A 22,474-nucleotide genomic window follows, 5' to 3' on the forward strand; every position below is an offset into this window, starting at 1 on the left:
TGAAATATATTACAAACCTACCGCACTTAAAGTTTGGTATTTACTCATATAAATTTGAGCTTCAATTTTTCTCATCGTATCAAGTGCTACTTGAACTACAATAAGTACAGAAGTACCGCCAAAATGAAAAGGCACACCCATAAATTTCACCAAAACCCAAGGTAAGGTTGCAACAAGCCCTAAATAAATAGAACCTGATAAAGTTAAACGAGAAGCTACTTCGTTAAGATAACTTGAAGTTCCTTCACCTGGACGAATTCCAGGGATAAAACCACCTTGTTTTTTCAAATTTTCTGCTATATCTTTAGCATTAAATACGATAGAAGCATAAAAATAAGCAAAGAAAATCACAAACAAGAAAGTTAAAACATGAAACAAATAACCATTTGGATTTAAAAAGTCATTAATAGCTTGTAGATAAGGATTTGTACTAGTTTGTAAAATCGTTGTTGGAAACATCAAAATCGCACTAGCAAAAATCGGTGGAATAACCCCACTAAGATTGAGTTTAATAGGAATATAATTCATAATACGTTTGTTTTGATTTTGCATTACAACTTTACGAGAATAAGAAATAGGAATTCTTCTTTCTCCAAGTTCTACATAAATAATCACGCCTATGGTGATTAAAATCAAAGCAAAAATTGCAAAAGCGGTTAAGAAATTCATCTCGCCTGAATTGATTTGCCCTACAGTTCCTGAAATCGCTCTTGGAATACCTGAAACAATACCTGCAAAAATGATTAAAGAAATACCATTTCCTATACCTCTTTGTGTGATTTGTTCACCAAGCCACATTAAAAGCATAGTTCCTGCAAGCATAGAAATAGCACAAAGTGCGATAAACATACTTAAATCTTCCACCATTATAGCCCCTGCACCACCACGACCATGTAAGCTTTGCAAGCCTATAGCAACGCCTATACTTTGAACCAAAGTAATCACAATAGTCGCATAACGGATAATTTGCATATATTTTTGCATACTATCACGCTCTTTTTTCATCTTACCGATATTTGGAAAAGTTGCTGCAAGAAGCTCCATAATAATAGAAGCAGTAATATAAGGCATAATACCTAAAGAAATGATAGAAAAGCGTTCAGCCGCTCCACCACTAAAAACATTAAATAAACCCAAAGCATTGTTTTGATTGTTATTAAAAAATTCCGCAATCACATCAGCATTGACGCCAGGAACTGGCACATAAGCCAGAACCCTATAAGCAAACAAAAATGCTAAGGTGATTAAAATCTTATTCGTCAATGCTCTATTCATTATTTTGATCCGGTGACGCTAATATTCTCGTCTTTGATTTTTGATACTAAGTCTTTTGCACTTGCACCAATTAATTTGATTTTATTCACAGACTTTGAAATTTTGTGAACACTTTTAATGCTCTCAAATGTAATTTCACTAAGCTCTTTTATAGCTGTGATTTTTTCAACATTGATCACATAAGGTTTTTGAATTTTAGAAGTAAAACCTACTTTTGGTAGTCTTCTTTGAAGTGGTTGTTGACCCCCTTCAAAACCTCTTTTTTCATTATAACCTTTTCTAGCAGTTTGACCTTTACCCCCTTTAGTAGCAGTCTTACCCATGCCAGAACCTTGACCACGGCCAATTCTTTTAGTTTTATGCGTTGAACCCGCTGCTTTTGTTAAATTCATCTTCTTATCCTTTTAACATTGTTAAAGCTTTGATTGTAGCACGAACCACATTAGCTGAATTATTTGAACCCAAAGACTTGGTTAAGATGTCTTTAATACCTGCAAGTTCCACGATAGGGCGTGTAGAACCACCTGCGATAACTCCTGTACCTTCACTAGCTGGTTTAAGTAAAATTCTACTTGCGTTATATTTTACCTCTACATCGTGAGCGATAGTTGAGCCTTTAGTTTTAACTTCAACGATATTTTTAAACGCATCATCAACAGCTTTACGGATAGCATCTGGAACTTCCTTAGCCTTACCATAACCAACACCTACTAAACCTTTGCGGTTTCCAATGATAACTAAAGCAGTAAATCTAAATCTTCTACCACCTTTAACAACCTTAGTAACTCTGCCGATATCGACGATTACTTCTTCAAATTCTTCTCTATTATATTTTTCCATCGATTTACCCCTTATAGCCTAATGCCATTTTCTCTTAAAGATTCAGCCAATGCTGCGATAACACCATGATATACATAACCATTTCTATCAAAAACAGCTTGTTCTATCTTTTTAGCTTTTAAAGTTTTAGCAAATTCAGCAGCGATTTTTTTAGCACCTTCTTTATTTGCTTTAACGCCAAGTTTGCGTCCATCAACTGCTGCTAAAGTTACAGCTTTTACATCATCAATCGCTTGGATATATAGAGTTCTGTTTGATTTAAATACAGAAATTCTTGGAAAATTTTCACAACCTGAAATTTTCGCTCTAATTCTTTTTTTTCTTTTGATTCTTAAAGTTAGTTTTCTTTTTAATACATTTGCTCTCATATTCTACCCTTACTTCTTAGATGTCTTACCAGCTTTGCGGATAATGCGTTCATCAGAATACTTAACGCCTTTTCCTTTATATGGCTCTGGCAGTCTAAATTCACGAATTTGAGCAGCAACTTGACCTACAACTTGTTTATCACTTCCTTTAACTGCAATAGTATTTTTATCCACTACAATTTCAATTCCTTCTGGAATATCATAATTAATAGGATGAGAAAAACCAAGGCTTAGTTCTAAAACTTTACCTTTTAAAGCTGCTTTATAACCAACTCCATTGATTTCAAGAGTTTTTGAAAAACCTTGAGTTAAACCTACAACGATATTGTAAGCTAAAGCTCTGTAAGTTCCCCAATAAGCTCTACTTTGTCTGTCTTCACCTTTTGGAGAAAAAAGAATATTATTATCTTTAATCTCAACATTTACATTTGCTTTAGTATCAAGTTCTTTTGCCAAATTTCCTTTTTTAAATTTAAGCAAATTTCCTTCTAATTTTACTTCTACTCCTGCTGGAATAGCAATCGGTTGTTTACCTATACGAGACATATTTTTCCTTTTTATTTGTCTAGGATATTTCTACTTTTTTAAAAGAATGGATACCCAATGCCATAAAAAGCAGATTTTTTACCAAATGGTACATAAAATTTCGCCGCCAACACCTGCTTTATAAGCTTCATCATTAGCTAAAACACCATGACTTGTGCTAACTACGATAGTACCATAACCATTTTTAAAACGCTTGATTTCATCTTTACCTTTATAAACACGACGACCAGGCTTAGAAATTCTTTTAAGCTCATTGATAACACTCTTACCTTTTTCATCGTATTTTAAAACTACATTGATAAATTTCTTTTTATCTTCTTCAATAACATTAAAACTCTCAATATAGCCCTTAGCTTGAAAAATTCCAACTAAAGCTTCTACAACTTTAGAATGTAAAAGCTTGGTTGTTTCAAGCTTTCTCATTCCTGCATTTCTGATACGAGTGAGTGAATCTGAAATAATATCATTTATCATATTTTATCCTTACCAACTTGCTTTCTTAAGACCTGGAATCAAACCTTCGTTACCCATTTTTCTTAAGCAAACTCTGCAAATTCCAAAATCTCTATAAACCGAATGCGGACGCCCACAAATTTGGCATCTTGTATAAGCTCTAACTTTAAATTTAGGCTTGCGTGCCGCTTTTGCAATCATTGATTTTTTAGCCATCTTACTTTCCTTTTGTAAATGGCACACCGATAAGTTCTAATAACTTTTGTGCCTGTTTATCATTTTGTGCTGTTGTAACTATAGAAATGTTCATACCATGAGTTCTTAAAATTTTATCATACTCCACTTCTGGGAACATCAACTGCTCATCAAGACCGAAGTTGTAGTTTCCGCGTCCATCAAAACCATCTCTACTTAAACCTCTAAAGTCTTTCACCCTTGGCAAAGCAATAGAAATTAATTTATCAAGAAAAGCATACATATTTTCTTTTCTTAAAGTTACCATTACACCCACAGGAAAACCTTCGCGAACTTTAAATCCTGCAACTGATTTTTTAGCTTTAGTAATCACAGCCTTTTGTCCTGCAATTAAAGAAATAGTATCTGCAACATTTTGCAATACTTTTTGATCTTTAGCCAACTCACCAGCACCTACGCTGATAACTACTTTTTCGATCACAGGGATAAGCATAGGATTTTTGATATCAAATTCTTTAACCAATGCAGGTTTAATGCTTTGATTGTATTTTTCTTTTAATCTCATCATCGCTTACTCCTGAACTTTTGCCACATTGGAAATATCCATTGGCATTTCTTTATTGATAAAACCACCATTTGGGTTTTTCTCACTCGGCTTAATAGCTTTTTTAGCGATTTTACATCCTTCAACTACCACTTTAAGTGTTTTTGGATATACCGCTAAAACTTTACCTGTTTTACCTTTATCATCACCTGTGATAACCTTAACGCTATCACCTTTTTTGATTTTTAATTTAACCGCCATTATAATACCTCCGGTGCTAGTGAAACGATTTTCATAAAGCCACCATATCTAACTTCTCTGCCCACTGGCCCAAAGATACGAGTTCCGATAGGCTCTCTTTTGTTATCAAGAATAACTGCAGCGTTTTCATCAAAACGAATCAAAGAACCATTATCTCTATGAATTTCTTTTTTAGTTCTAACGATAACCGCTTTTACCACTTGACCTTTTTTAACTTTTCCATTTGGTAAAGCTTTTTTAACAGATGCAACGATTACATCACCTACGGTAGCGTATCTTCTTTTGCTACCCCCTAAAACCTTGATACACATTAATTCTTTTGCACCGCTATTATCAGCAACTGCAAGTCTTGTAAAACTTTGAATCATTACTCAACTCCTGTAGCTAATACAGATTTTAAGCGAAATGATTTTCTTTTTGAAAGTGGTCTGCATTCTACTGCAACAACAGTATCACCCACTTTAACTTCATTTCTCTCATCATGAATTAGATATTTTTTAAAGCGTTTAACAATTTTTCTATATCTTGGATGAACCACTTTTCTTTCAACCAAAACACTTGCGGTTTTTTCACCAGCGATTTTAACAACAACGCCTTGAATTTCTCTTTTAAATGCCATTTTCTATCCTTATCTTAAAGCGTTAATTGCTGTATTTATTCTAGCAATGTCTTTTTTTACTTGGCTAATCTCTTTTGGATTAGTAAGTTGCATTGTTTTTAGCTTTTGTTTTAAAGTGAATAAAAGCACCTTTTTTTCTTTTAGCATTGTTGCAAGCTCAGCTGCTGTTTTATCTTTAATCTCAGTATATTTCATTTTGGCTCTCTCTTGTAACAAACTTAGTTTTAAATGGAAGTTTATGCATAGCTAAAGTCAATGCTTCTCTTGCCATTTCTTCGCTTACTCCTGCCATTTCATAAATGATACGACCTGGCTTGATATTCATTACCCATTCTTCAACAGCACCTTTACCTTTACCCATACGAGTTTCTAAAGGTTTTTTTGTCAAAGGCTTATCTGGGAAAACTCTAATCCAAGTTTTTCCTTGTCTTTTAACAAAACGAGTTAAAGCGATACGCGCTGCTTCAATTTGGCGTGAGTTAATGCGTCCTGCTTCAGTTGCTTTTAATGCAAATTCACCAAAAGTAAATTCTGTTCCACGATTAGCATAACCTCTGTTACGCCCTTTCATCATTTTGCGATATTTAGTTCTTTTTGGCATTAACATGATTATTTACCCCTTCTTGTGCGTCTTGGCTTTTTAGCTGGAGCACTTTCTTCAGTTTTTTCAGGTTGCATACCTTTGTGTAATACTTCACCTTTAAAGATCCATACTTTAACCCCTATGTTTCCATAAGTAGTTCTAGCTTCTGCAAAACCATAATCGATTTTTGCTCTTAAAGTATGAAGTGGAACGCGTCCTTCAAGATACCATTCTGTTCTTGCCATTTCAGCACCGCCTAAACGACCAGAAACTGAAACTTTAATCCCTTTAGCACCTGCTTTTTGCGCACCTTGAATTACTTTTTTCATCGCTCTTCTAAAAGCAATTCTTTTTTCAAGTTGAGTTGCAACACTTTCAGCAGCAAGTTGAGCTGAAGCTCCTGCTTTTCTTTCTTCTTTGATATTGATATTTACATCTTTACCGATTAAATCTTGCAATTCTTTTCTTAAATTATCAACATCACTACCTTTTTTACCGATGATGATACCTGGTCTTGCAGCAACTACAGTAACGCGAAGTTTTTTAGCAGTTCTTTCTACTAAAATTTGGCTAATTCCTGCATAATAAAGTTTTCTTTTTAAGAAAGCTCTGATTTTGTAATCTTCACCGATATTTTCTACTAAATTTGCTTTAGTTGGAAACCATCTTGATTCCCAGTTTCTATTGATTCCTAGTCTTAGACCAATTGGATTAACTTTTTGTCCCATTAGCTTTCCTTTTTTGCTGTTGCTTTTTTAGCGCTTGTTGTTTTTTTAGCTGGAGCTTTTGTTGTAGTAGTCTTTTTAGCTGCTGGAGCTTTTTTAGCTACTGTTTTTTTCTCTTCAGCTTTCACTTCTGCTTTTGCCACTTCTACTAAAATATGTGAAGTTGGCTTTCTAATACGACTTGCACTTCCTCTAGCTCTTGGTCTAAATCTTTTTAATACCGCAGCTGCGTCAACACGACAACTTTTTACAACCACTTCGTTTGCTTCAAAGCCACCATTTGCTACTGCACTTGAAATTGCATTTGCGATGTATTTTGCACCTTTATTTGGCATAAATTTTAAACTAGCCATAGCTAATTCTGCATTCATCCCCTGAACTTCTCTAGCAATCAATCTTGCTTTAGTTGGAGATAATCTTATGAATTTAATTAATGCTTTACTCATATCTTATCCCTTACTTACCAATTTTTTTTTGCACAGAGCCTTTATGCCCTTTAAATGTGCGTGTTGGAGCAAATTCACCAAGTTTATAACCGATGTGATTTTCAGTAATATAAACTGGAATGAAGCTTTTACCATTATGAACATTAAATGTAAGTCCTATCATATCAGGAGTAATTGTGCTTCTTCTTGACCAAGTTTTAATTGGTTTATTATCATTAGCCTTTTTAGCAGCGATGACTTTTTTCATTACATGATCATCAACAAAAGGACCTTTTTTTAGTGATCTAGCCATCTTACTTTCCTTTTCTTCTTGAAATTATTAGCTTATCGCTAGCTTTTTTACGACGAGTTTTCGCACCTTTGGTTGGTTTACCCCATGGAGTTACTGGATGACGGCCTGAATTTTTCTTACCTTCACCCCCACCGTGCGGGTGATCTACTGGGTTCATTGCAGAACCACGAGTTTGCGGGCGGATACCTCTATGGCGATTTCTACCTGCTTTACCGATAGTTACGTTAGCCCATTCTTCATTTCCAACTTCACCGATACTTGCCATACATTCAGCTAAAACTTGTCTCATTTCGCCACTTGCAAGTCTTAAAATAACATATTTTTCTTCTTTACCCATAAGTTGTGCGTAAGCACCTGCAGAACGGATCATTTGACCGCCTTTACCTGGCTTTAACTCAACATTATGAACAATAGTACCCACAGGAATATTTTTAAGTTTCATTGCATTACCTGGTTTAATATCAAGTCCGCTTTCAGCAGCTGCAACAATATCTCCAACGCTTAATCCACGTGGTTGAAGAATATATCTTTTTTCCCCATCTTTATAAGCAATCAAAGCAATTCTACAATTTCTATATGGATCATACTCGATTGCTTCTACTTTGCCTTCTATACCGAATTTACGACGTTTAAAATCAATAATTCTATAAAGTTTTTTAGCACCTGCTTCTTTATGACGACTTGTAATTCTTCCATAGCTGTTACGACCTGCGTGTGCTGGAAGTTTAACAAGTAGTGAGCGTACACTTGGTTTAGCTGTAATATCTTCAGAACTTAAACCTGTGATATATCTTCTACTTGGAGTATATGGTTTATAAGTTTTAATTGCCATCTTAAGCCTCCGTATTTTCTAAGCTAACACCTTCAGGTAGCTTAACATAGAATTTTTTGTAATCGTTTCTTTGACCTAAACGACCTCTAAAACGCTTAACTTTTCCATCCATTCTTAAAGAATTGATGCTTTTTGGAGTTACACCAAAATACTCTTTTAAAACCGCTTTTAAGCCTGTTTTAGTCATCTTTGGTGAAGTTTGAATAACTACGACACCTTGCTCTTGCAAATTCAAACTTTTTTCTGTGTAAAGTATAGTCTTTATATCAGTAATATCTGCCATAATTATCCCTCTTTTGTAATAGATTCTAACGCTGATTTTTCTATGATAACAGCATTAAATACAGATACTAAATAAGCATTTACTTCGCTTACATCAACTACATAGCAATTTGCTAAATTTCTGTAAGCTAAAAGTGTTTTTTCATCTAGTAAATCTTTAACGATTAAAGCATCTTTGACGCCAAGTTTTTTAATCACAGCGTTTGCATCTTTTGTTTTGCCACTTTCAATAGCTAAAGAATCAGTAGCAAATAACGCACCCTTAGCTGCTTTATCTGCTAAAGCTCTTTCAAGCGCCAATCTTTTTTGTTTTTTATTTACTTTTTGGAAGTAGTTTCTTTCATTTGTTGGACCAAAAGCAACCGCACCGCCTACCCAAACGTTAGTTCTTGTTGAACCCGCTCTAGCACCGCCACGACCTTTTTGTCTCCAAGGTTTTTTACCACCACCACTTACATCACTTCTACCTTTAGTATGAGCTGTATTTGCTCTTAAACTTGCAAGGTAAGATTTTACATATAAGTAAAGATTGTGTGGATTTACTTCCGCATATTTTGAAGGTAAATCAAGTTCACCTGCTTTTTCTAATTTATCATTTAAAACAACTACTTTACTCATTTTGCAATCCTTATTTTACCCATAGCACCATTATAACCTGGTACTGCACCCTTAACTACTAAAATTTTGTTTTCAGCATCATAAGATACAACTTCGTTTTTAACGGTTACTTTAGTATTTCCATAATGTCCTGCCATTTTCATACCTGGTTGAACACGACCTGGCCATTCTCTATTACCAATAGATCCGTGGCGTCTATGAAATCTCGAACCATGACTTGCTGGACCCCCTGCGAAGTTATGTCTTTTCATAACACCGCTATAACCTCTACCTTTAGTGTTAAAGCTTACTTTTAAAATTTTTGCTTCATTTAATGGAGTTTCATCTAAATCTCCTGCTTCAGTATTTGCTACTTCTAAAGTCGCAAATCTATTGTATTCTGCAGAAAGATTATACTTTTTTTGTTGTCCTGCGACACATTTATTACTTGCTTTGCCTTTTGGATATGCTACTAAAGCCTTTCCGCCTTCAACTTCACATACTTTTGCATTTACAACTCTTAGTAAAGTTACAGCGATACTTGGATTAGTAATTGTTCTGCTCATTCCGATTTTTTCTACAATATATTCCATATCTTATCCTTACTTACCCATAGCTCTTACTTCAACGCTTACTTCTGGCGCTAAATCAAGCTTAGTTAAAGAATCAACTGTATCTGGAGTCGCTGCTACTATATCTAGCATACGCGCGTGAATTCTTATTTCAAACTGCTCACGAGAATCTTTGTTAATGTGTGGAGATTTTAAAACTGTATAGCGTTTGATTTTAGTAGGCATTGGTATCGGACCTCTGATATCCGCACCTGTTCTTTTAACAGCTTCTACGATTGCTGCAACTGTTCTGTCTAGTACTCGATGGTCATAAGCTTTTAGCTTAAGCCTAATTCTTTCCATAATATTTCCTTTAAAAAGAACTCGTTAGTTAAAAACTAACCAATTTATAAAAATTGAAATGAGAGTATATAAAATCTTGTTTTCAAAGTCAAGGAATTTGATGAAATTTTTCTATTATTTTCCTTTTAAAAAGGATAAAAATAGAATTTTTAGAATTTAAAAATTATCATTATTTTTTAAATTTTTATATATAATGGTCAATATCTTATTTCATTAAATTTTAAAAAATCTCTTAATTTTTCATATTCGCCATTTTCTAAATAACGATGTTTTCCTGCCTTTAACATACCAAGATCTAAGGCCCCAAAAGCAACACGCTTAAGATCCATGACTTCAAGATCAAAATGTCCAAAAAAGCGTCTAAGCTCTCTATTTTTACCTTCATTTATAACCACTCTAAGCTTGGTATAGCCTCCGCTTGATCCAAAAATTTCAAAGTCTATAAAAGGAGCAAAACTCATAGAGGTAATTTTAGTTTTTGCATGTGCGCCTTTTTTTTCATTTTTAATCTCAAGTCCATTTTGCATGGCTTCGATGACTTGTTTGCTCACCGTGCCTTTAACTTTAAGGTAGTATTCTCTTTCTAAATCGCTATGCATTAAAGCATCGGCAATCACAGGAGAGTCTGTAAGCAAAAGTAAGCCTTCACTTGCATAATCCAGCCTACCTACGCTAAGCCAAGTACTAAATTGTCTTGGCAAGGTATCGTATATAGTTTTTCTTCCACGATCGTCTTTTTTACTGACAATTTCACCTTTTTGTTTATGGTAGATTATCACGCTAAATTGCGTTCTTTTTTGTACTCTTTTACCTTTAACAAAGACTTTATCATCAAATTTAACTTCATCGCTTAAAAGGGCAATTTTGTTGTTTATTTTTACTAAGCCTTGTTTGATAAGCTCATCAGCTTCACGGCGTGAATAGCGGGTGTTATGGGATATAAATTTATTAATTCTCATTTGATCTTCCTTAAAAAGGGCGTTTTTGCCCTTTTTTACATTACAAAAATAGTTGGAACTATGGTTGGGTATTTTTTAATCTTTCTAAAGATGTGTTTTCTTAAAACTTGGCGGATTTGATTTTCTAAAAATCTTGGATCATTGAGCACTTCATCTTTAACATTGATGAAAAATTGTCCTAAAACTTCAGCCATATCTTTGCTAAAAGCATGATCGTGTTTGTCAGCTACTAGCCCATAGCTAAATACTCTTGGTTTGTTGATCAGTGTTTTTGTGGCTTTGTCAATTTGTGCGATAATAACCACTATACCACTATCTGCAAGTTTTTGACGATCTATAACTACATCATCGGCGATTTGTTTGTTGATTTGATTATCCACAAAAACTTTACCTGTTTTTACGGTTTTTATGCGTTTGACATATTTTTGGCAAAGTTCTACTTGATCGCCATCGCTCATAAGATAGATATTTCTTTCTGGGATACCGCACTTCATCGCTGTTTCTTTGTGTTTAGTGATGTGATTGTATTCTCCATGAACTGGCAAGAAAAATTTAGGCTTAGTAAGGGTTAGCATAAGCTTTTGCTCTTCTATGCTAGCGTGTCCGCTTACATGAATTTCGCTAAATTCTTGATACGCTACTTTAGCCCCTGCTTTTAAAAGATAGTCAAGTACTGCAGAAACGCTTGCTTCATTTCCTGGTATAGCTTTAGCTGAAATGATTACTTGATCTGTAGGCTTAATCTTTATAAATTTATGCTCATCAGTTGCCATTCTATAAAGCGCACTCATGGTTTCGCCTTGACTTCCTGTAGTTACGATAAGCACTTCATTGTCTTTATATTTGCTTACTTCATCAGCATCGATGAAAATTTTTCTATCAAGTTTAATATAGCCTAATTCCATAGTGGTATAAAGATTTCTTTCCATAGAACGTCCGATAACACAAACTTTTCTGCCGTATTTTAAACCATAAGTGATAGCTTGATAAACACGGTGGATATTAGAACTAAAAGTACTCATAATCACCCTACCCTTAGTACGCGCAAAAATTTGATCAAAAGTTGGTCCTACAGAGCTTTCACTTTTTGTATAACCTTCTTTATAAGAATTTGTACTATCACTTAAAAGACATAAAACTCCTTCTTCTCCATAATGTGCCAAACGTCCTAAGTCTGTTGGATAGCCATCGATTGGGGTTTGATCGATTTTAAAATCACCTGTGTGGATGATAGTTCCTGCTTTTGTTTTGATCGCAAGTGCTGAAGCATCAATGATAGAATGTGTGATGTGGATCCACTCTATATCAAATTCACCTATTTCATAAACTTTGCGTTTTTCTACAGGGCGAAACCATTTGCGTTCTGCTTTTAAGCCATGTTCTTCAAATTTGTTTGAAATCATCCCTAAAGCCAAAGGTGTAGCGTAGATAGGAAATTGAAATTCTTTAAAAAAATAAGGCACCGCACCGATATGATCTTCGTGCGCATGGGTAATTACTATACCACGAATTTTATCTTTAATTTTTCTTACATAGTCAAAATCAGGGATGATAATATCTACCCCATGCATAGTTCCATCAGGAAAACTCATACCTATATCTACTATAATTGCATCTTTATTGGTTTCAAAAACACTGATATTTCCACCAATTTCTCCTAAACCCCCTAAAGGAGTGATGCAGATTTTATGTTCGCTAGAATTATTATATTTTAAAGGGTGTAAGCGGTTTTCATGTGAAACACGGTTAGCTTCTATACATTCTGCAAGAGCGATTTGCCAATCTTCATTACCTGTGAGTTTTGAAGGAAGATTGCGATTTTTTTTCTTTTTTTTCTCAGTTTTATTCTCTGAGTTTTCAGAAATTTCCTTGTTGGAATTTTGATCAATTTTTGGAGTATCATTTTCATTTTGCAAAGAATCGGCTAATTTTTTTCTGCGATTTTTATATTTATAGCGTTTATTGTTTTTTGAATTTGAGTTCGGATTTTGTTCGTTTTTATTTATCTCTTTGTTTTCGTCCATATTCATCCTTTAATTTGTCATAAATTTTAAGGTATGAATCAACGCAAATTTCATGTGGTCTGATGTTTTCTTTTAAGCCAAGAGTGCTTAAAACTTCTAAAACTTTTGCTTTATATGTTTTTAAATTTCCTAAGAGTTGTTTTCTAGGAGCTTTAAAACAGTCTTTTAGAAAATTTTTGAAATTTTCTATTTCGCAAAGTTCATCAAAATCCTTAGTTTTAATCAAACTCATCACCGCTGACATAACTTTTGGTGGAGGATTAAAACATTGTGGATCAACATCAAAAAGCATTTTTCTTTCGCAAATCATTGCACTTAAAACACCTAAGGAAGAAAACTCACTATTTCCTTCTTTAGCGCAGAATTTTTCAGCCATTTCTTTTTGCACCATTACAATAAGCCCTAGACAATTTTTATCTTCTAAGGCTTTTAATATAATGTGACTTGCAACATAATAAGGCAAATTTGCAACCAAAAAATATGGTTTTTCATCAAGACTAGGATTAAAAGCTTCGCTTGCGTCTTGATGGATCAAGTTAAATTTTCCACATTCAAGTTCTTTTTGAAATTTCTTTTTTAAAATAGGTATGAGATCATTATCGATTTCATAAGCTTTTACTTGAGAAATTTTTAAAAGTTCTTGCGTTAAATCACCTAAGCCAGGCCCAATCTCAATGATATTGTTCATCTCTTTGGGTATGGCTTGGATGATTTTTGCTAATACGCTTTTATCGATTAAAAAATTTTGTCCGTATTGTTTTTTTGCTTTAACCATAAGAAATAATTTTATCTAAAAATTCTTAATTAAGTCTTTTTAGGTAGAATTATTTTTTGTAAAATTTCATAAGGATCAAAATGATTGTTTGTGCGGGTGGAAATGAAAATTTTTCTTTTGCAAAAGCTATAGGTATAGGTTTGGTTGAATCAGCTTTTCATTTGAGTCAACTTTGCTTCAAAGAAAAACCATCAAAACTTATATTTATAGGAACTTGTGGGCTTTACGATAAGGGTAAAATTTTAGAAATTTACAAAAGTTCACACGCTTTTAATGTAGAATTTTCTAAAATTTCACATGCTTTTTATACTCCTGCAAAATATGAAATTTGTTTAGAAAAAGAAAATGTTTCTCGTGAAACAATCAAGATCAATTCTTCAAATTATATTTGTCAAAATTCAAAAGCAGCAAAAGAATTTTCGAAATTAGATTTTTTTGCAGAAAATATGGAAGCCTTTTCTGTTTTAAGTGTAGCTAAAAATTTAAATATTGATGCAGAGTGTATTTTGTGTGCAACAAATTTTTGCAATGAAAACGCTCACGAAGATTTTATAAAAAATCATCAAAAGGCAAAAGAAAAATTAGAAGAATACTTAAAAAAATATCATTATATTTAAAAATTCAAAAAGGAAAATAATTTTGAAAGAGCTTGTTAATATTTTAGATTTTTTACCTGAAGAATTAGGAGAAAAAATCAAACCGATGTTTCGCGTGAAACAAATTTATCAATGGATTTATCAAAAATATGCCAATAATTTTTCCAATATGTCAAGTTTGCCAAAAGATTTGCGTTTAGAACTTGCGCAAAATTTTCATTTTTCCCCTGTAAAATGTGTTAAAAATGAGCAAAGTAAAGATGGAAGTATAAAATATCTTTTTGAACTCGTTGATGGTTTAAGGGTAGAAAGTGTGCTTTTGCCTATGAAAGAAGAAAAAATAGATGCAGAAGGCAAAAGAATTTCTCATGCAAGATACACTATCTGTGTTTCTTCTCAAGTGGGTTGTAAAAGTGGATGTAGTTTTTGTCTTACTGCCAAGGGTGGTTTGAAAAGAAATTTAAGTGCAGGGGAGATAGTCGGACAAATTTTATGGATCAAAAAACAAAATAATATCCCTTATGAACACCGTGTAAATATAGTATATATGGGTATGGGCGAGCCTTTGGATAATCTTAAAAATGTTTCTAAAGCGGTAAAAATTTTAGCACAAAATGATGGGCTTGCCATAAGTCCTCGCCGTCAAACCATCAGTACTAGCGGTTTGGCAAAACAAATCAAAGAATTAGGTCAAATGAATTTAGGTGTTTTACTTGCTATATCATTACATGCGGTTAATGACGAGCTTCGAACCGAACTCATGCCTATCAATAAAGCTTATAATATCGCTGCGATTATGGATGCGGTGCGTGAATTTCCTATAGATCAAAGAAAAAGAATAATGTTTGAATATCTTTTGATCGATGGTATCAATGATAAGCTTGAACACGCCAAAGAATTAGTTAAACTTTTAAATGGCATTAAAGCTAAAGTAAATTTAATACTCTTTAATCCACATGAAGGAAGTTTATATAAACGTCCTAGTTTAGAAAATGCGATTAAATTCCAAGATTTACTCAGCAATAAAGGTGTAACTTGCACTATAAGAGAAAGTAAAGGACTTGATATCTCAGCTGCTTGTGGACAGCTTAAAGAAAGGGCAAAAGAACAATGACAATACTAGATATTTTCGAAATCGTTTTTATAACAGCTGTTGTGATTATAGGTTTTGGTGGAATTGTTTTTGTAGTAACAAAAGAAAAAAAATAATTATTACACTTAATGGTGTCAAGGGGGAGACTTGAACTCCCGACCTCCGGCTTATGAGACCAGCGCTCTAACCAGCTGAGCTACCCTGACTAAAAATAAAAATATAATTATACTACTTTTTACTAAAAATTTTCTGATTTTTTAAAAAATAATTTTATTTTCAATATTTAAAAAATTTCTTTATTTTTAAAGCTTTTATAGATATAATGAATTCTTTATTTCATAGACAGGTGTCCGAGCGGTTGAAGGAGCACGCCTGGAACGCGTGTAAAGTGCAAGCTTTCGAGGGTTCGAATCCCTTCCTGTCTGCCATTCTTATTTTTAATATTTAAAATATTATTGTTTTGTCAAAAGTTATTTTATTGTTTATAAATTCTTAAATTTTTGATAAAATTTTAAAAATTTTATTTATCAGGTTTTTTATAATGCTACAATCAAGACTTTTGATGAATTTAAAAGGAATAGGAATATCTTTTATACCAAGATATTTTTTTCAAATAAATTTAGATAAAATTTTTAATGATATTTTAAAATACAATATTAAAGACTTAGAAGAAATACAAGCTCGAGTTAAATATTATAATCAAATAAATGAATTTTTTACACCTACAGCAAAGGAAAAAATAGGAAAATTTCCTTTTAAAAGCACCTCTTATGCTTTTGATGCTTATGAAATCAGTAAATACTTTAAAGATGAATTTTTATGGAATAAAGAATTTGGCGATGTAAGATATACTTTTAAAGAAGCAACTATTTGCAAATCGAGATCTTTGGAAAATAATATAAATAATATTTTATTAAAACTTGATAAAAATAGGCACTTTTGCTTTTTAAAAGATAACATAAACTATGAAAATAAAAAGGATATAGCAATATTTAGAGGAGCAGTATATCAAAAACATAGAAAAGAATTTTTTGATTCTTATTTTAGTAGAACTTTTTGCGATATAGGAGATACTTCAAAACAACCTAGCCAATGGAAAAAAAACTTTTTAAACAAAAAAGAACAAATGAAATATAAATTTATAATTTCTTTAGAGGGTAACGATGTAGCAAGCAACTTAAAATGGGCTATGAATTCTAATTCTTTAGTTTTAGCTCCAAAAATAACTTGCGAAACTTGGTTTATGGAAGGAACTTTAAAACCAAATTATCACTTTGCTTTGATTGATAATGAGAATTTGTCAGCAGTAATTGAATATTTTAAAAGTCGCCCAAAAGATGCATTGGAAATTATTAATAATGCTCATCAATATATTAAGAAATTTTTAGATAAGAAAAAAGAATTCCATATAGGAATTTTGGTTTTGACCAAATATTTTTATTATTCTAGACAACTTGAACTTAACAAAAAAAGAGATATTTTAGAATTAATCAAATAGTAAAATTACTCTCATTAATTCTCTAATTTTTCATAAAAAATAAATCTTTTTATACATATATTACATCATAAATTAAAAATTTGATTTTAGTTTTCAGCCAAAAACAAGTAATATTGCGATAAAATCTCAGACTTATAAAGGGGCATTAGCTCAGCTGGGAGAGCACAACGCTGGCAGCGTTGGGGTCAGCGGTTCGAACCCGCTATGCTCCACCATATGGTTCCGTAGCTCAGCTGGTAGAGCACTACCTTGACATGGTAGTGGCCGTTGGTTCAAGTCCAATCGGAGCCACCATCACCCTTCCTTATACAAAGGATTATCATGCAAAACACTATCATACAAAAAGCCGTCCATAAAGATTTAAATTCTATACTTGAAATCACAAAAGATGCTTTAAATGCTATGAAAGCTATGAATTTTCACCAATGGGATGAGAATTATCCCAATGAAATAGTTTTTCAAGAAGATATACAAGCACAAGAACTTTATGTGTTTAAAGAAAATGATGAAATTTTAGGCTTTATCTGCATCAATGAAAAATTTGAACCTGAATTTTACAAACAAGTTATTTTTAACAAAAATTATGATGATAAAGCCTTTTATCTACACCGTTTAGCCGTCAAACAAAATGCAAAAGGCAAAGGCGTGGCACAAAAACTTTTAAATTTTTGCAAAAATTTTGCCTTGGAAAATCACAAGGCAAGTTTAAGAGCAGATACTCATAGTAAAAATTTTCCTATGAATTCGCTTTTTAAAAAGCTTGATTTTAATTTTTGTGGAAACTTTGACATACCTAATTACCAAGATCCTTTTTTAGCTTATGAAAAAATTCTAAACCAAAAAGCTTTTTGAGTTTTTTTCATAGGCTTTGATTTGTGCTTCATGTTTTAAAGTCAAAGCTATATTATCAAGTCCTTCCAAAAGACAAATTCTGCGAAAATCATCTAAATCAAAAGAAAAAATCTTATCTTTAAAAATTACTCTTTTTTCCAACAAAGAAATTTCTATATTTTTATCTTGAGATTTTTTTAACTCATCAACTATTCCCACAACCTCATCTTTAGCAAGTTCTATGGTAAGCAAACCATTTCCTAAGGCATTGTTTTTAAAAATATCTGCAAAAGAAGGTGCGATAATAGCTCTAATACCATAATCAACCAAAGCCCAAGGCGCATGCTCTCTTGAAGATCCACTACCAAAATTTTCAAAACTTACCAAAATAGAACTATTTTGATATTCTTCTTTGTTAAGATTAAAATCCATATTTAAAACACTTTCTTTATCATCCAAATAGCGCAAATCATGGAACAAATGCTTACCAAAACCTTGCTTAGACACTGCAAGTAAAAATTGCTTAGGTATAATTTGATCTGTGTCTATATTGGCATATTCTAAAGGACAAGCTATACCTTTATGTATAATAAATTTTTGCATATTAGACTCCTAAATACTTTCTATTATCACAAATAACACCTTCTATGGCACAAGCTGCCGCACTTGCAGGACTCATCAAATGAGTGATAGAACCTTTACCTTGTCTGCCTACAAAGTTACGATTTGAAGTTGAAGCAACTCTTTGACCTGAATTTGCCTTGTCATCATTCATGCCTAGACACATAGAACACCCTGCATATCTCCACTCACACCCTGCCTCGATAAAAATCTTATCAAGTCCTAAATTTTCAGCTTCTTTTCTTACTTGCATTGAACCAGGCACGATTAAAGCTTTAACATTTTTATGAATTTTATGCCCTTTTAAGATATCAGCGGCTATTTTAAGATCTTCTAAGCGCCCATTTGTGCAAGATCCTATAAATACAATGTCGATTTTTACCCCTTCTATAACTTGATCTTGCTCTAAATTTACATAAGATAAAGCATCAAGCAAAGATTTTTGCTCACTTTGATTTTTAAAATCGCTTATTTTTGGAATTTTTTCATCTATGCCAATCACTTGCGAAGGATTTGTTCCATAGCTAATTTGTGGTTTTATCTTGCTTACATCTAGAGTAATACTCTCATCATATTTTGCTCCTTCATCACTTCTTAAACTCTTCCAATACTCACAATGCTTTTGAAATTCTTCTCCTTTAGGTGTAAATTCCTTTCCCTTAATATACTCAAAAGTGATCTCATCAGGAGCTATCATACCTACTTTCGCTCCAAATTCTATAGCCATATTACAAAGAGTCATTCTAGCTTCCATGCTTAAATTTTTTATAAGTTCTCCGCAAAATTCTATAGCATAGCCTGTGCCTTTTGCCGTGCCGTATTGTGCGATCAAATATAAAATCAAATCCTTAGCATAAACGCCTTTTTGAAACTGCCCTTTACATTCGATTTTCATAGTTTTAAGTTTGGCTTGTTTTAAAGTTTGCGTTGCCATGACATGTTCTACTTCACTTGTGCCTATACCAAAAGCTAAAGCTCCAAAAGCTCCATGAGTTGCTGTATGAGAATCCCCGCAAACTAAAGTAACCCCAGGTAAAGTAAAGCCAAGCTCAGGGCTTACTATATGAACTATGCCTTGATTTTTATCTCCAAGTCCTAAAAGTCTTACTCCAAATTCCTTAGTATTTTGCATCAAAGTTGTAATTTGCTCTTTTGCCATATCAGAGCAAGCATTTAAATCTACACTTTTAGTTGAAACATCATGATCTATAGTAGCCAAAGTTAAATCCGCTCTTGCCATTCTACGCTTAGCCATTTTAAGTCCTGAAAATGCTTGAGGGCTTGTTACTTCATGGATTAAATGTCTATCGATATAAAGTATAGGAAGTTCGTTTTTGCCTTCATAAACCACATGAGCATCAAAGACTTTTTCATATAAAGTTTTAGCCATTGTTATTCTCCTTTAAAATTTCTAAAATATAATCCCCCATTTCATCGGTATTTAAATACGACTTAGCATTTAAATCCTTAGTCATTTTTCCTTGTTTCAATGCTAAAGATATAGCATTTTCTATATCCTGTGCGGCTTGTTCTTCTTTGAAACTATACTTTAACATTAAAGCTGCACTTAAAATTTGAGCTATGGGATTGGCTATATTTAAATGAGCTATATCAGGTGCACTTCCACCTGCTGGCTCATAAAGTCCAAAACCTTTATCATTTAAACTTGCTGAACTTAACAAACCTAAAGATCCATTAATAGCAGCTAACTCATCACTCAAAATATCACCAAAAAGATTTGAACAAAGCATAACATCAAAAATGCTAGGATTTTTTACAATCTGCATCGCAGCATTATCCACATATATGTACTCTAAGTTTATATCTTGATAATCTTTTGCAACATTTGCCACCACTTCTCGCCACAAAATAGAACTTGCTAAAACATTCGCCTTATCGATTAAATGTACTTTTTTCTTTCTTATTTTTGCACTTTCAAAAGCGATATGAGCTATCCTTTCTATCTCTTTTTTAGTGTAAATTTCAGTATCATACGCACTTTCTTTGCCTAAATCTTGCTTACCAAAATAAATCCCACCTGTAAGTTCTCTAACACATAAAATATCCACTCCTTTTTGGATAATCTCATTTTTTAAAGGTGAAACATGAGTTAAACTTTCATAAATTTTACAAGGACGCAAATTTGCAAACAAATTAAAATGCTTTCTTAAAGGCAAAAGCGAGGCTCTTTCAGGTCTTTGATCTATGGGCAAATTATCCCACTTAGGCCCACCCACAGAACCAAATAAAATCGCATCACTTTGCTCACAAAGCTTTAAAGTTTCATCACTTAAAGCCACTCCATAAGCATCTATACTTGCACCACCTATTTTAGCTTCGTTAAATTCAAAATTAAAATTGTATTTTTGTGCGATAAAAGTTAAAATTTTTAAAGCTTCTTTCATTACCAAAGGCCCTATGCCATCTCCTGCTAGGACAGCTACTTTATAAGTTTTCATGCCATTTTCCTTTCTTCTACTTTTAAAGAGCGATAAATCGCATTATAAGCACTCACAAAAGCTTGTGCTGAAGCTTCTATAACATCTGTTGAAAGTCCTTTTCCATGGAATTGTCTCCCTTTAAATTCCAAATCCACATCCACTTGTCCTTGAGCATCTACCCCTGAACTTTTTGCATTGATACTATAAGCTTTTAGTACGGGCTTTAAATTTGTTATCCTAGTAATGCAGTTAAAAACTGCTTCAACAGGACCATTTCCTGTGCAAACTTCAGTTTTTAGCTCTTCTTTAATACGCATACAAACACAAGCGGTTGGGATATTGCCACTAATCACGCTTAATTTTTCAAGTATAAATTCATTTTCTTCTTCATTTTCATAGCTTAAAAACATCAAAGCTTCTAAATCATAATCATACACTTGACCCTTTTTATCCGCAAGGCGTAAAAAACGCTCATAAACATCATCTAAATTATAAGCATTTTCATCATAGCCTAAATTTTCAAGGCAAGTTTTTATCATAGCCCTCCCGCTTCTTGCCGTCATTAACATACGATTTTCATGAATTCCTATGGCACTAGGGCTTATGATCTCGTAAGTTTGCCTATTTTTAAGCACTCCATCTTGATGAATGCCTGAACTATGAGAAAACGCATTGCTACCAACTATAGCTTTATGCGAAGGTATGCTTTCATTAGTGATAGCTGAAACTAATTTTGAAGTTTTAGAGATATTTTCACATTTAATATCAGTATAAAAACCTTTTAAATAATCTTTCCTAGTTCTTATCGCCATAACCACTTCTTCTAAAGCGCAATTGCCCGCCCTTTCGCCAAGTCCATTTATAGTGCACTCTATCTGTCTTGCACCTTGTAAAATAGCACTTAAACTATTGCCCGTTGCCATACCTAAGTCATTGTGACAATGCACAGAAATGATAGCTTTGTCTATATTTGACACTTTGTTAAATAAAATTTTGATGATATTAGCAAATTCACTTGGCAAGGTATAGCCCACAGTATCTGGGATATTTATGGTTTTAGCGCCTGCTTTTATCGCATTTTCTACCATAAAACAAAGATTGTCTATAGGAGTTCTTCCTGCATCTTCACATGAAAATTCTACATCATCAGTATAAGATCTTGCTCTTATAATCGCTCTTTTTGCCATAGACAAAATTTCATCAAAATCTTTTTTTAATTTATCTTGTATATGTAAAGTCGAAGTGGCTATAAAAGTATGAATTCTAAAATGCTTTGCCACTTTTAAAGCTTCATAAGCCATATCTATATCTTTATCCAATGCCCTAGAAAGTGCACAAATGGTTGAATTTTTAACCTTAGAAGCGATATTTTGCACCGCTTTAAAATCCCCTTGTGAAGATACCGGAAAACCTGCTTCTATCACATCTACGCCTAAATTTTCAAGCGCTAAAGCAATTTGTAATTTTTGATTGATACCCAAAGAACTGCCTAAAGCTTGTTCTCCATCACGCAAAGTGGTATCAAAGATTATGATTTTATTATCTTTCATGATTTAATCCTTTAAAACCAAACAGACTAAATGAATTTAAAAAATTCAAAAACTTGACAAACAATGATAAAAACTTAAAAATATAAAATATGATTAAAAATAAAATTGAGTTTTAGAGTGAGAGTTGCAGTAGTAGATTAAAAGTATCTTTACTTTTTTGTTGGACTGAATTTGAAATTTCAAAAATTTGTTTCATCTTTTCCTCCTTTGTTTAAAATCAATCCTTAATGTATCATATTTTTAGTAAATGTATTTGTAAAATTCTTAAATTAAGAAAATTATTGATATAATTGTAATTTTAAGTAACAAAAAGG

33 protein-coding genes and 4 tRNA genes are annotated in these 22,474 nt (G+C 32.9%); 8 read left to right on the forward strand and 29 right to left on the reverse strand.

The window, feature by feature from the left end; genetic code table 11:
- Positions 1-9 precede the first annotated feature (9 nt).
- From secY to rsmA, 24 genes are all read right to left on the reverse strand, one after another.
- Positions 10-1,275, reverse strand: a complete 1,266-nt coding sequence (gene secY, locus ELQ07_RS02270) for a preprotein translocase subunit SecY (RefSeq protein WP_134224669.1) — start codon at positions 1,273-1,275, stop codon at positions 10-12.
- Entirely contained in the window at positions 1,275-1,667 is a 393-nt protein-coding gene (rplO, locus tag ELQ07_RS02275) for a 50S ribosomal protein L15 (protein ID WP_002922071.1), read from the reverse strand. Before rplO ends, secY begins: the two co-directional genes overlap by 1 nt.
- A 4-nt stretch (positions 1,668-1,671) precedes the next feature.
- Positions 1,672-2,115: a 30S ribosomal protein S5 gene (rpsE, locus tag ELQ07_RS02280; RefSeq protein WP_052777998.1), complete on the reverse strand. Its 444-nt coding sequence runs from the start codon at positions 2,113-2,115 to the stop codon at positions 1,672-1,674.
- 11 nt (positions 2,116-2,126) lie between these two features.
- On the reverse strand, positions 2,127-2,483 hold the full coding sequence (rplR, locus tag ELQ07_RS02285; RefSeq protein WP_002785535.1) for a 50S ribosomal protein L18: 357 nt from the start codon (positions 2,481-2,483) through the stop codon (positions 2,127-2,129).
- Between the two features lie 9 nt (positions 2,484-2,492).
- Positions 2,493-3,029: a 50S ribosomal protein L6 gene (gene rplF / locus ELQ07_RS02290; RefSeq protein WP_057033977.1), complete on the reverse strand. Its 537-nt coding sequence runs from the start codon at positions 3,027-3,029 to the stop codon at positions 2,493-2,495.
- Between the two features lie 78 nt (positions 3,030-3,107).
- Positions 3,108-3,503, reverse strand: a complete 396-nt coding sequence (rpsH, locus tag ELQ07_RS02295; protein WP_002851353.1) for a 30S ribosomal protein S8 — start codon at positions 3,501-3,503, stop codon at positions 3,108-3,110.
- Between the two features lie 9 nt (positions 3,504-3,512).
- Positions 3,513-3,698, reverse strand: coding sequence for a type Z 30S ribosomal protein S14 (locus ELQ07_RS02300; protein ID WP_002851478.1), 186 nt, complete (start codon positions 3,696-3,698; stop codon positions 3,513-3,515).
- A 1-nt stretch (position 3,699) separates the two neighbouring features.
- On the reverse strand, positions 3,700-4,245 hold the full coding sequence (rplE, locus tag ELQ07_RS02305) for a 50S ribosomal protein L5 (RefSeq protein ID WP_002851453.1): 546 nt from the start codon (positions 4,243-4,245) through the stop codon (positions 3,700-3,702).
- 3 nt (positions 4,246-4,248) lie between these two features.
- Positions 4,249-4,482 (reverse strand): 50S ribosomal protein L24, encoded by a 234-nt coding sequence (gene rplX / locus ELQ07_RS02310; protein ID WP_002779437.1) that lies wholly within the window; start codon positions 4,480-4,482, stop codon positions 4,249-4,251.
- A complete protein-coding gene (rplN, locus tag ELQ07_RS02315; protein WP_002779438.1) occupies positions 4,482-4,850 on the reverse strand; it encodes a 50S ribosomal protein L14 in 369 nt (122 codons plus the stop codon). Before rplN ends, rplX begins: the two co-directional genes overlap by 1 nt.
- A complete protein-coding gene (rpsQ, locus tag ELQ07_RS02320) occupies positions 4,850-5,101 on the reverse strand; it encodes a 30S ribosomal protein S17 (RefSeq protein WP_002851549.1) in 252 nt (83 codons plus the stop codon). Before rpsQ ends, rplN begins: the two co-directional genes overlap by 1 nt.
- A 9-nt stretch (positions 5,102-5,110) precedes the next feature.
- Positions 5,111-5,296: a 50S ribosomal protein L29 gene (rpmC, locus tag ELQ07_RS02325; RefSeq protein ID WP_002851566.1), complete on the reverse strand. Its 186-nt coding sequence runs from the start codon at positions 5,294-5,296 to the stop codon at positions 5,111-5,113.
- Entirely contained in the window at positions 5,283-5,708 is a 426-nt protein-coding gene (gene rplP, locus ELQ07_RS02330) for a 50S ribosomal protein L16 (RefSeq protein WP_002779441.1), read from the reverse strand. The genes rpmC and rplP overlap by 14 nt, the downstream gene beginning before the upstream one ends.
- A 2-nt stretch (positions 5,709-5,710) precedes the next feature.
- Positions 5,711-6,412, reverse strand: a complete 702-nt coding sequence (gene rpsC / locus ELQ07_RS02335; RefSeq protein ID WP_002851138.1) for a 30S ribosomal protein S3 — start codon at positions 6,410-6,412, stop codon at positions 5,711-5,713.
- Positions 6,412-6,855 carry a 50S ribosomal protein L22 gene (gene rplV / locus ELQ07_RS02340; RefSeq protein ID WP_057033978.1) on the reverse strand — a complete coding sequence of 148 codons (444 nt, stop codon included), beginning with the start codon at positions 6,853-6,855 and terminating at the stop codon, positions 6,412-6,414. The genes rpsC and rplV overlap by 1 nt, the downstream gene beginning before the upstream one ends.
- 10 nt (positions 6,856-6,865) lie before the next feature.
- Positions 6,866-7,147: a 30S ribosomal protein S19 gene (rpsS, locus tag ELQ07_RS02345; protein ID WP_002851509.1), complete on the reverse strand. Its 282-nt coding sequence runs from the start codon at positions 7,145-7,147 to the stop codon at positions 6,866-6,868.
- Between the two features lies 1 nt (position 7,148).
- The gene (rplB, locus tag ELQ07_RS02350; RefSeq protein ID WP_002825501.1) at positions 7,149-7,979 is read right to left on the reverse strand and encodes a 50S ribosomal protein L2; all 831 of its coding nucleotides are present in this window, start codon (positions 7,977-7,979) and stop codon (positions 7,149-7,151) included.
- Between the two features lies 1 nt (position 7,980).
- Positions 7,981-8,262, reverse strand: coding sequence for a 50S ribosomal protein L23 (locus tag ELQ07_RS02355; protein WP_002856384.1), 282 nt, complete (start codon positions 8,260-8,262; stop codon positions 7,981-7,983).
- A 2-nt stretch (positions 8,263-8,264) separates the two neighbouring features.
- A complete protein-coding gene (gene rplD, locus ELQ07_RS02360; protein WP_057033979.1) occupies positions 8,265-8,879 on the reverse strand; it encodes a 50S ribosomal protein L4 in 615 nt (204 codons plus the stop codon).
- Positions 8,876-9,451 (reverse strand): 50S ribosomal protein L3, encoded by a 576-nt coding sequence (gene rplC / locus ELQ07_RS02365; protein ID WP_002779987.1) that lies wholly within the window; start codon positions 9,449-9,451, stop codon positions 8,876-8,878. The genes rplD and rplC overlap by 4 nt, the downstream gene beginning before the upstream one ends.
- A 9-nt stretch (positions 9,452-9,460) precedes the next feature.
- Positions 9,461-9,772 (reverse strand): 30S ribosomal protein S10, encoded by a 312-nt coding sequence (rpsJ, locus tag ELQ07_RS02370; RefSeq protein ID WP_002779353.1) that lies wholly within the window; start codon positions 9,770-9,772, stop codon positions 9,461-9,463.
- Between the two features lie 197 nt (positions 9,773-9,969).
- The gene (locus ELQ07_RS02375; RefSeq protein ID WP_002853086.1) at positions 9,970-10,731 is read right to left on the reverse strand and encodes a pseudouridine synthase; all 762 of its coding nucleotides are present in this window, start codon (positions 10,729-10,731) and stop codon (positions 9,970-9,972) included.
- Between the two features lie 35 nt (positions 10,732-10,766).
- On the reverse strand, positions 10,767-12,761 hold the full coding sequence (locus ELQ07_RS02380; RefSeq protein ID WP_134224670.1) for a ribonuclease J: 1,995 nt from the start codon (positions 12,759-12,761) through the stop codon (positions 10,767-10,769).
- Positions 12,730-13,530 (reverse strand): 16S rRNA (adenine(1518)-N(6)/adenine(1519)-N(6))-dimethyltransferase RsmA, encoded by an 801-nt coding sequence (gene rsmA, locus ELQ07_RS02385; protein WP_002937496.1) that lies wholly within the window; start codon positions 13,528-13,530, stop codon positions 12,730-12,732. The genes ELQ07_RS02380 and rsmA overlap by 32 nt, the downstream gene beginning before the upstream one ends.
- 80 nt (positions 13,531-13,610) lie before the next feature.
- On the opposite strand from rsmA, the gene ELQ07_RS02390 reads away from it, so the two are divergent.
- The 3 genes from ELQ07_RS02390 to ELQ07_RS02400 are packed head-to-tail and all read left to right on the forward strand — an operon-like array spanning position 13,611 to position 15,335.
- A complete protein-coding gene (locus ELQ07_RS02390; protein WP_134224671.1) occupies positions 13,611-14,147 on the forward strand; it encodes a purine-nucleoside phosphorylase in 537 nt (178 codons plus the stop codon).
- 22 nt (positions 14,148-14,169) lie between these two features.
- A complete protein-coding gene (gene rlmN / locus ELQ07_RS02395) occupies positions 14,170-15,240 on the forward strand; it encodes a 23S rRNA (adenine(2503)-C(2))-methyltransferase RlmN (protein ID WP_134224672.1) in 1,071 nt (356 codons plus the stop codon).
- A complete protein-coding gene (locus tag ELQ07_RS02400) occupies positions 15,237-15,335 on the forward strand; it encodes a hypothetical protein (RefSeq protein WP_070240248.1) in 99 nt (32 codons plus the stop codon). The genes rlmN and ELQ07_RS02400 overlap by 4 nt, the downstream gene beginning before the upstream one ends.
- A 13-nt stretch (positions 15,336-15,348) precedes the next feature.
- Here ELQ07_RS02400 and ELQ07_RS02405 read toward each other — a convergent pair.
- Positions 15,349-15,425: transfer RNA gene (locus ELQ07_RS02405), tRNA-Met, on the reverse strand.
- Positions 15,426-15,559: 134 nt separating this feature from the next.
- On the opposite strand from ELQ07_RS02405, the gene ELQ07_RS02410 reads away from it, so the two are divergent.
- The 5 genes from ELQ07_RS02410 (at position 15,560) to ELQ07_RS02430 (ending at position 17,569) form a co-directional block, all read left to right on the forward strand.
- Positions 15,560-15,647 (forward strand) — tRNA-Ser (locus ELQ07_RS02410).
- Between the two features lie 113 nt (positions 15,648-15,760).
- On the forward strand, positions 15,761-16,717 hold the full coding sequence (locus ELQ07_RS02415; RefSeq protein WP_070300166.1) for a glycosyl transferase family 90: 957 nt from the start codon (positions 15,761-15,763) through the stop codon (positions 16,715-16,717).
- 139 nt (positions 16,718-16,856) lie between these two features.
- A tRNA-Ala gene (locus ELQ07_RS02420) sits at positions 16,857-16,932 on the forward strand.
- A 3-nt stretch (positions 16,933-16,935) separates the two neighbouring features.
- Positions 16,936-17,011, forward strand: a tRNA-Val gene (locus ELQ07_RS02425).
- Positions 17,012-17,038: 27 nt separating this feature from the next.
- Complete coding sequence (locus ELQ07_RS02430; RefSeq protein WP_070316608.1) at positions 17,039-17,569, forward strand: GNAT family N-acetyltransferase; 531 nt, start codon at positions 17,039-17,041, stop codon at positions 17,567-17,569.
- Here the strand turns inward: ELQ07_RS02430 and leuD are convergent.
- The 4 genes from leuD to leuA are packed head-to-tail and all read right to left on the reverse strand — an operon-like array spanning position 17,549 to position 22,160.
- Positions 17,549-18,151, reverse strand: a complete 603-nt coding sequence (gene leuD / locus ELQ07_RS02435; RefSeq protein ID WP_052785404.1) for a 3-isopropylmalate dehydratase small subunit — start codon at positions 18,149-18,151, stop codon at positions 17,549-17,551. The genes ELQ07_RS02430 and leuD overlap by 21 nt on opposite strands.
- 1 nt (position 18,152) lies before the next feature.
- Positions 18,153-19,565, reverse strand: coding sequence for a 3-isopropylmalate dehydratase large subunit (leuC, locus tag ELQ07_RS02440; protein ID WP_075888397.1), 1,413 nt, complete (start codon positions 19,563-19,565; stop codon positions 18,153-18,155).
- Positions 19,552-20,628 carry a 3-isopropylmalate dehydrogenase gene (gene leuB, locus ELQ07_RS02445; protein WP_134224673.1) on the reverse strand — a complete coding sequence of 359 codons (1,077 nt, stop codon included), beginning with the start codon at positions 20,626-20,628 and terminating at the stop codon, positions 19,552-19,554. The genes leuC and leuB overlap by 14 nt, the downstream gene beginning before the upstream one ends.
- Positions 20,625-22,160 carry a 2-isopropylmalate synthase gene (gene leuA, locus ELQ07_RS02450; protein ID WP_070316609.1) on the reverse strand — a complete coding sequence of 512 codons (1,536 nt, stop codon included), beginning with the start codon at positions 22,158-22,160 and terminating at the stop codon, positions 20,625-20,627. Before leuA ends, leuB begins: the two co-directional genes overlap by 4 nt.
- Positions 22,161-22,474 lie beyond the last annotated feature (314 nt).

This window comes from Campylobacter sp. US55 (genome assembly GCF_004378955.1).
GTDB lineage: Bacteria > Campylobacterota > Campylobacteria > Campylobacterales > Campylobacteraceae > Campylobacter_D > Campylobacter_D jejuni.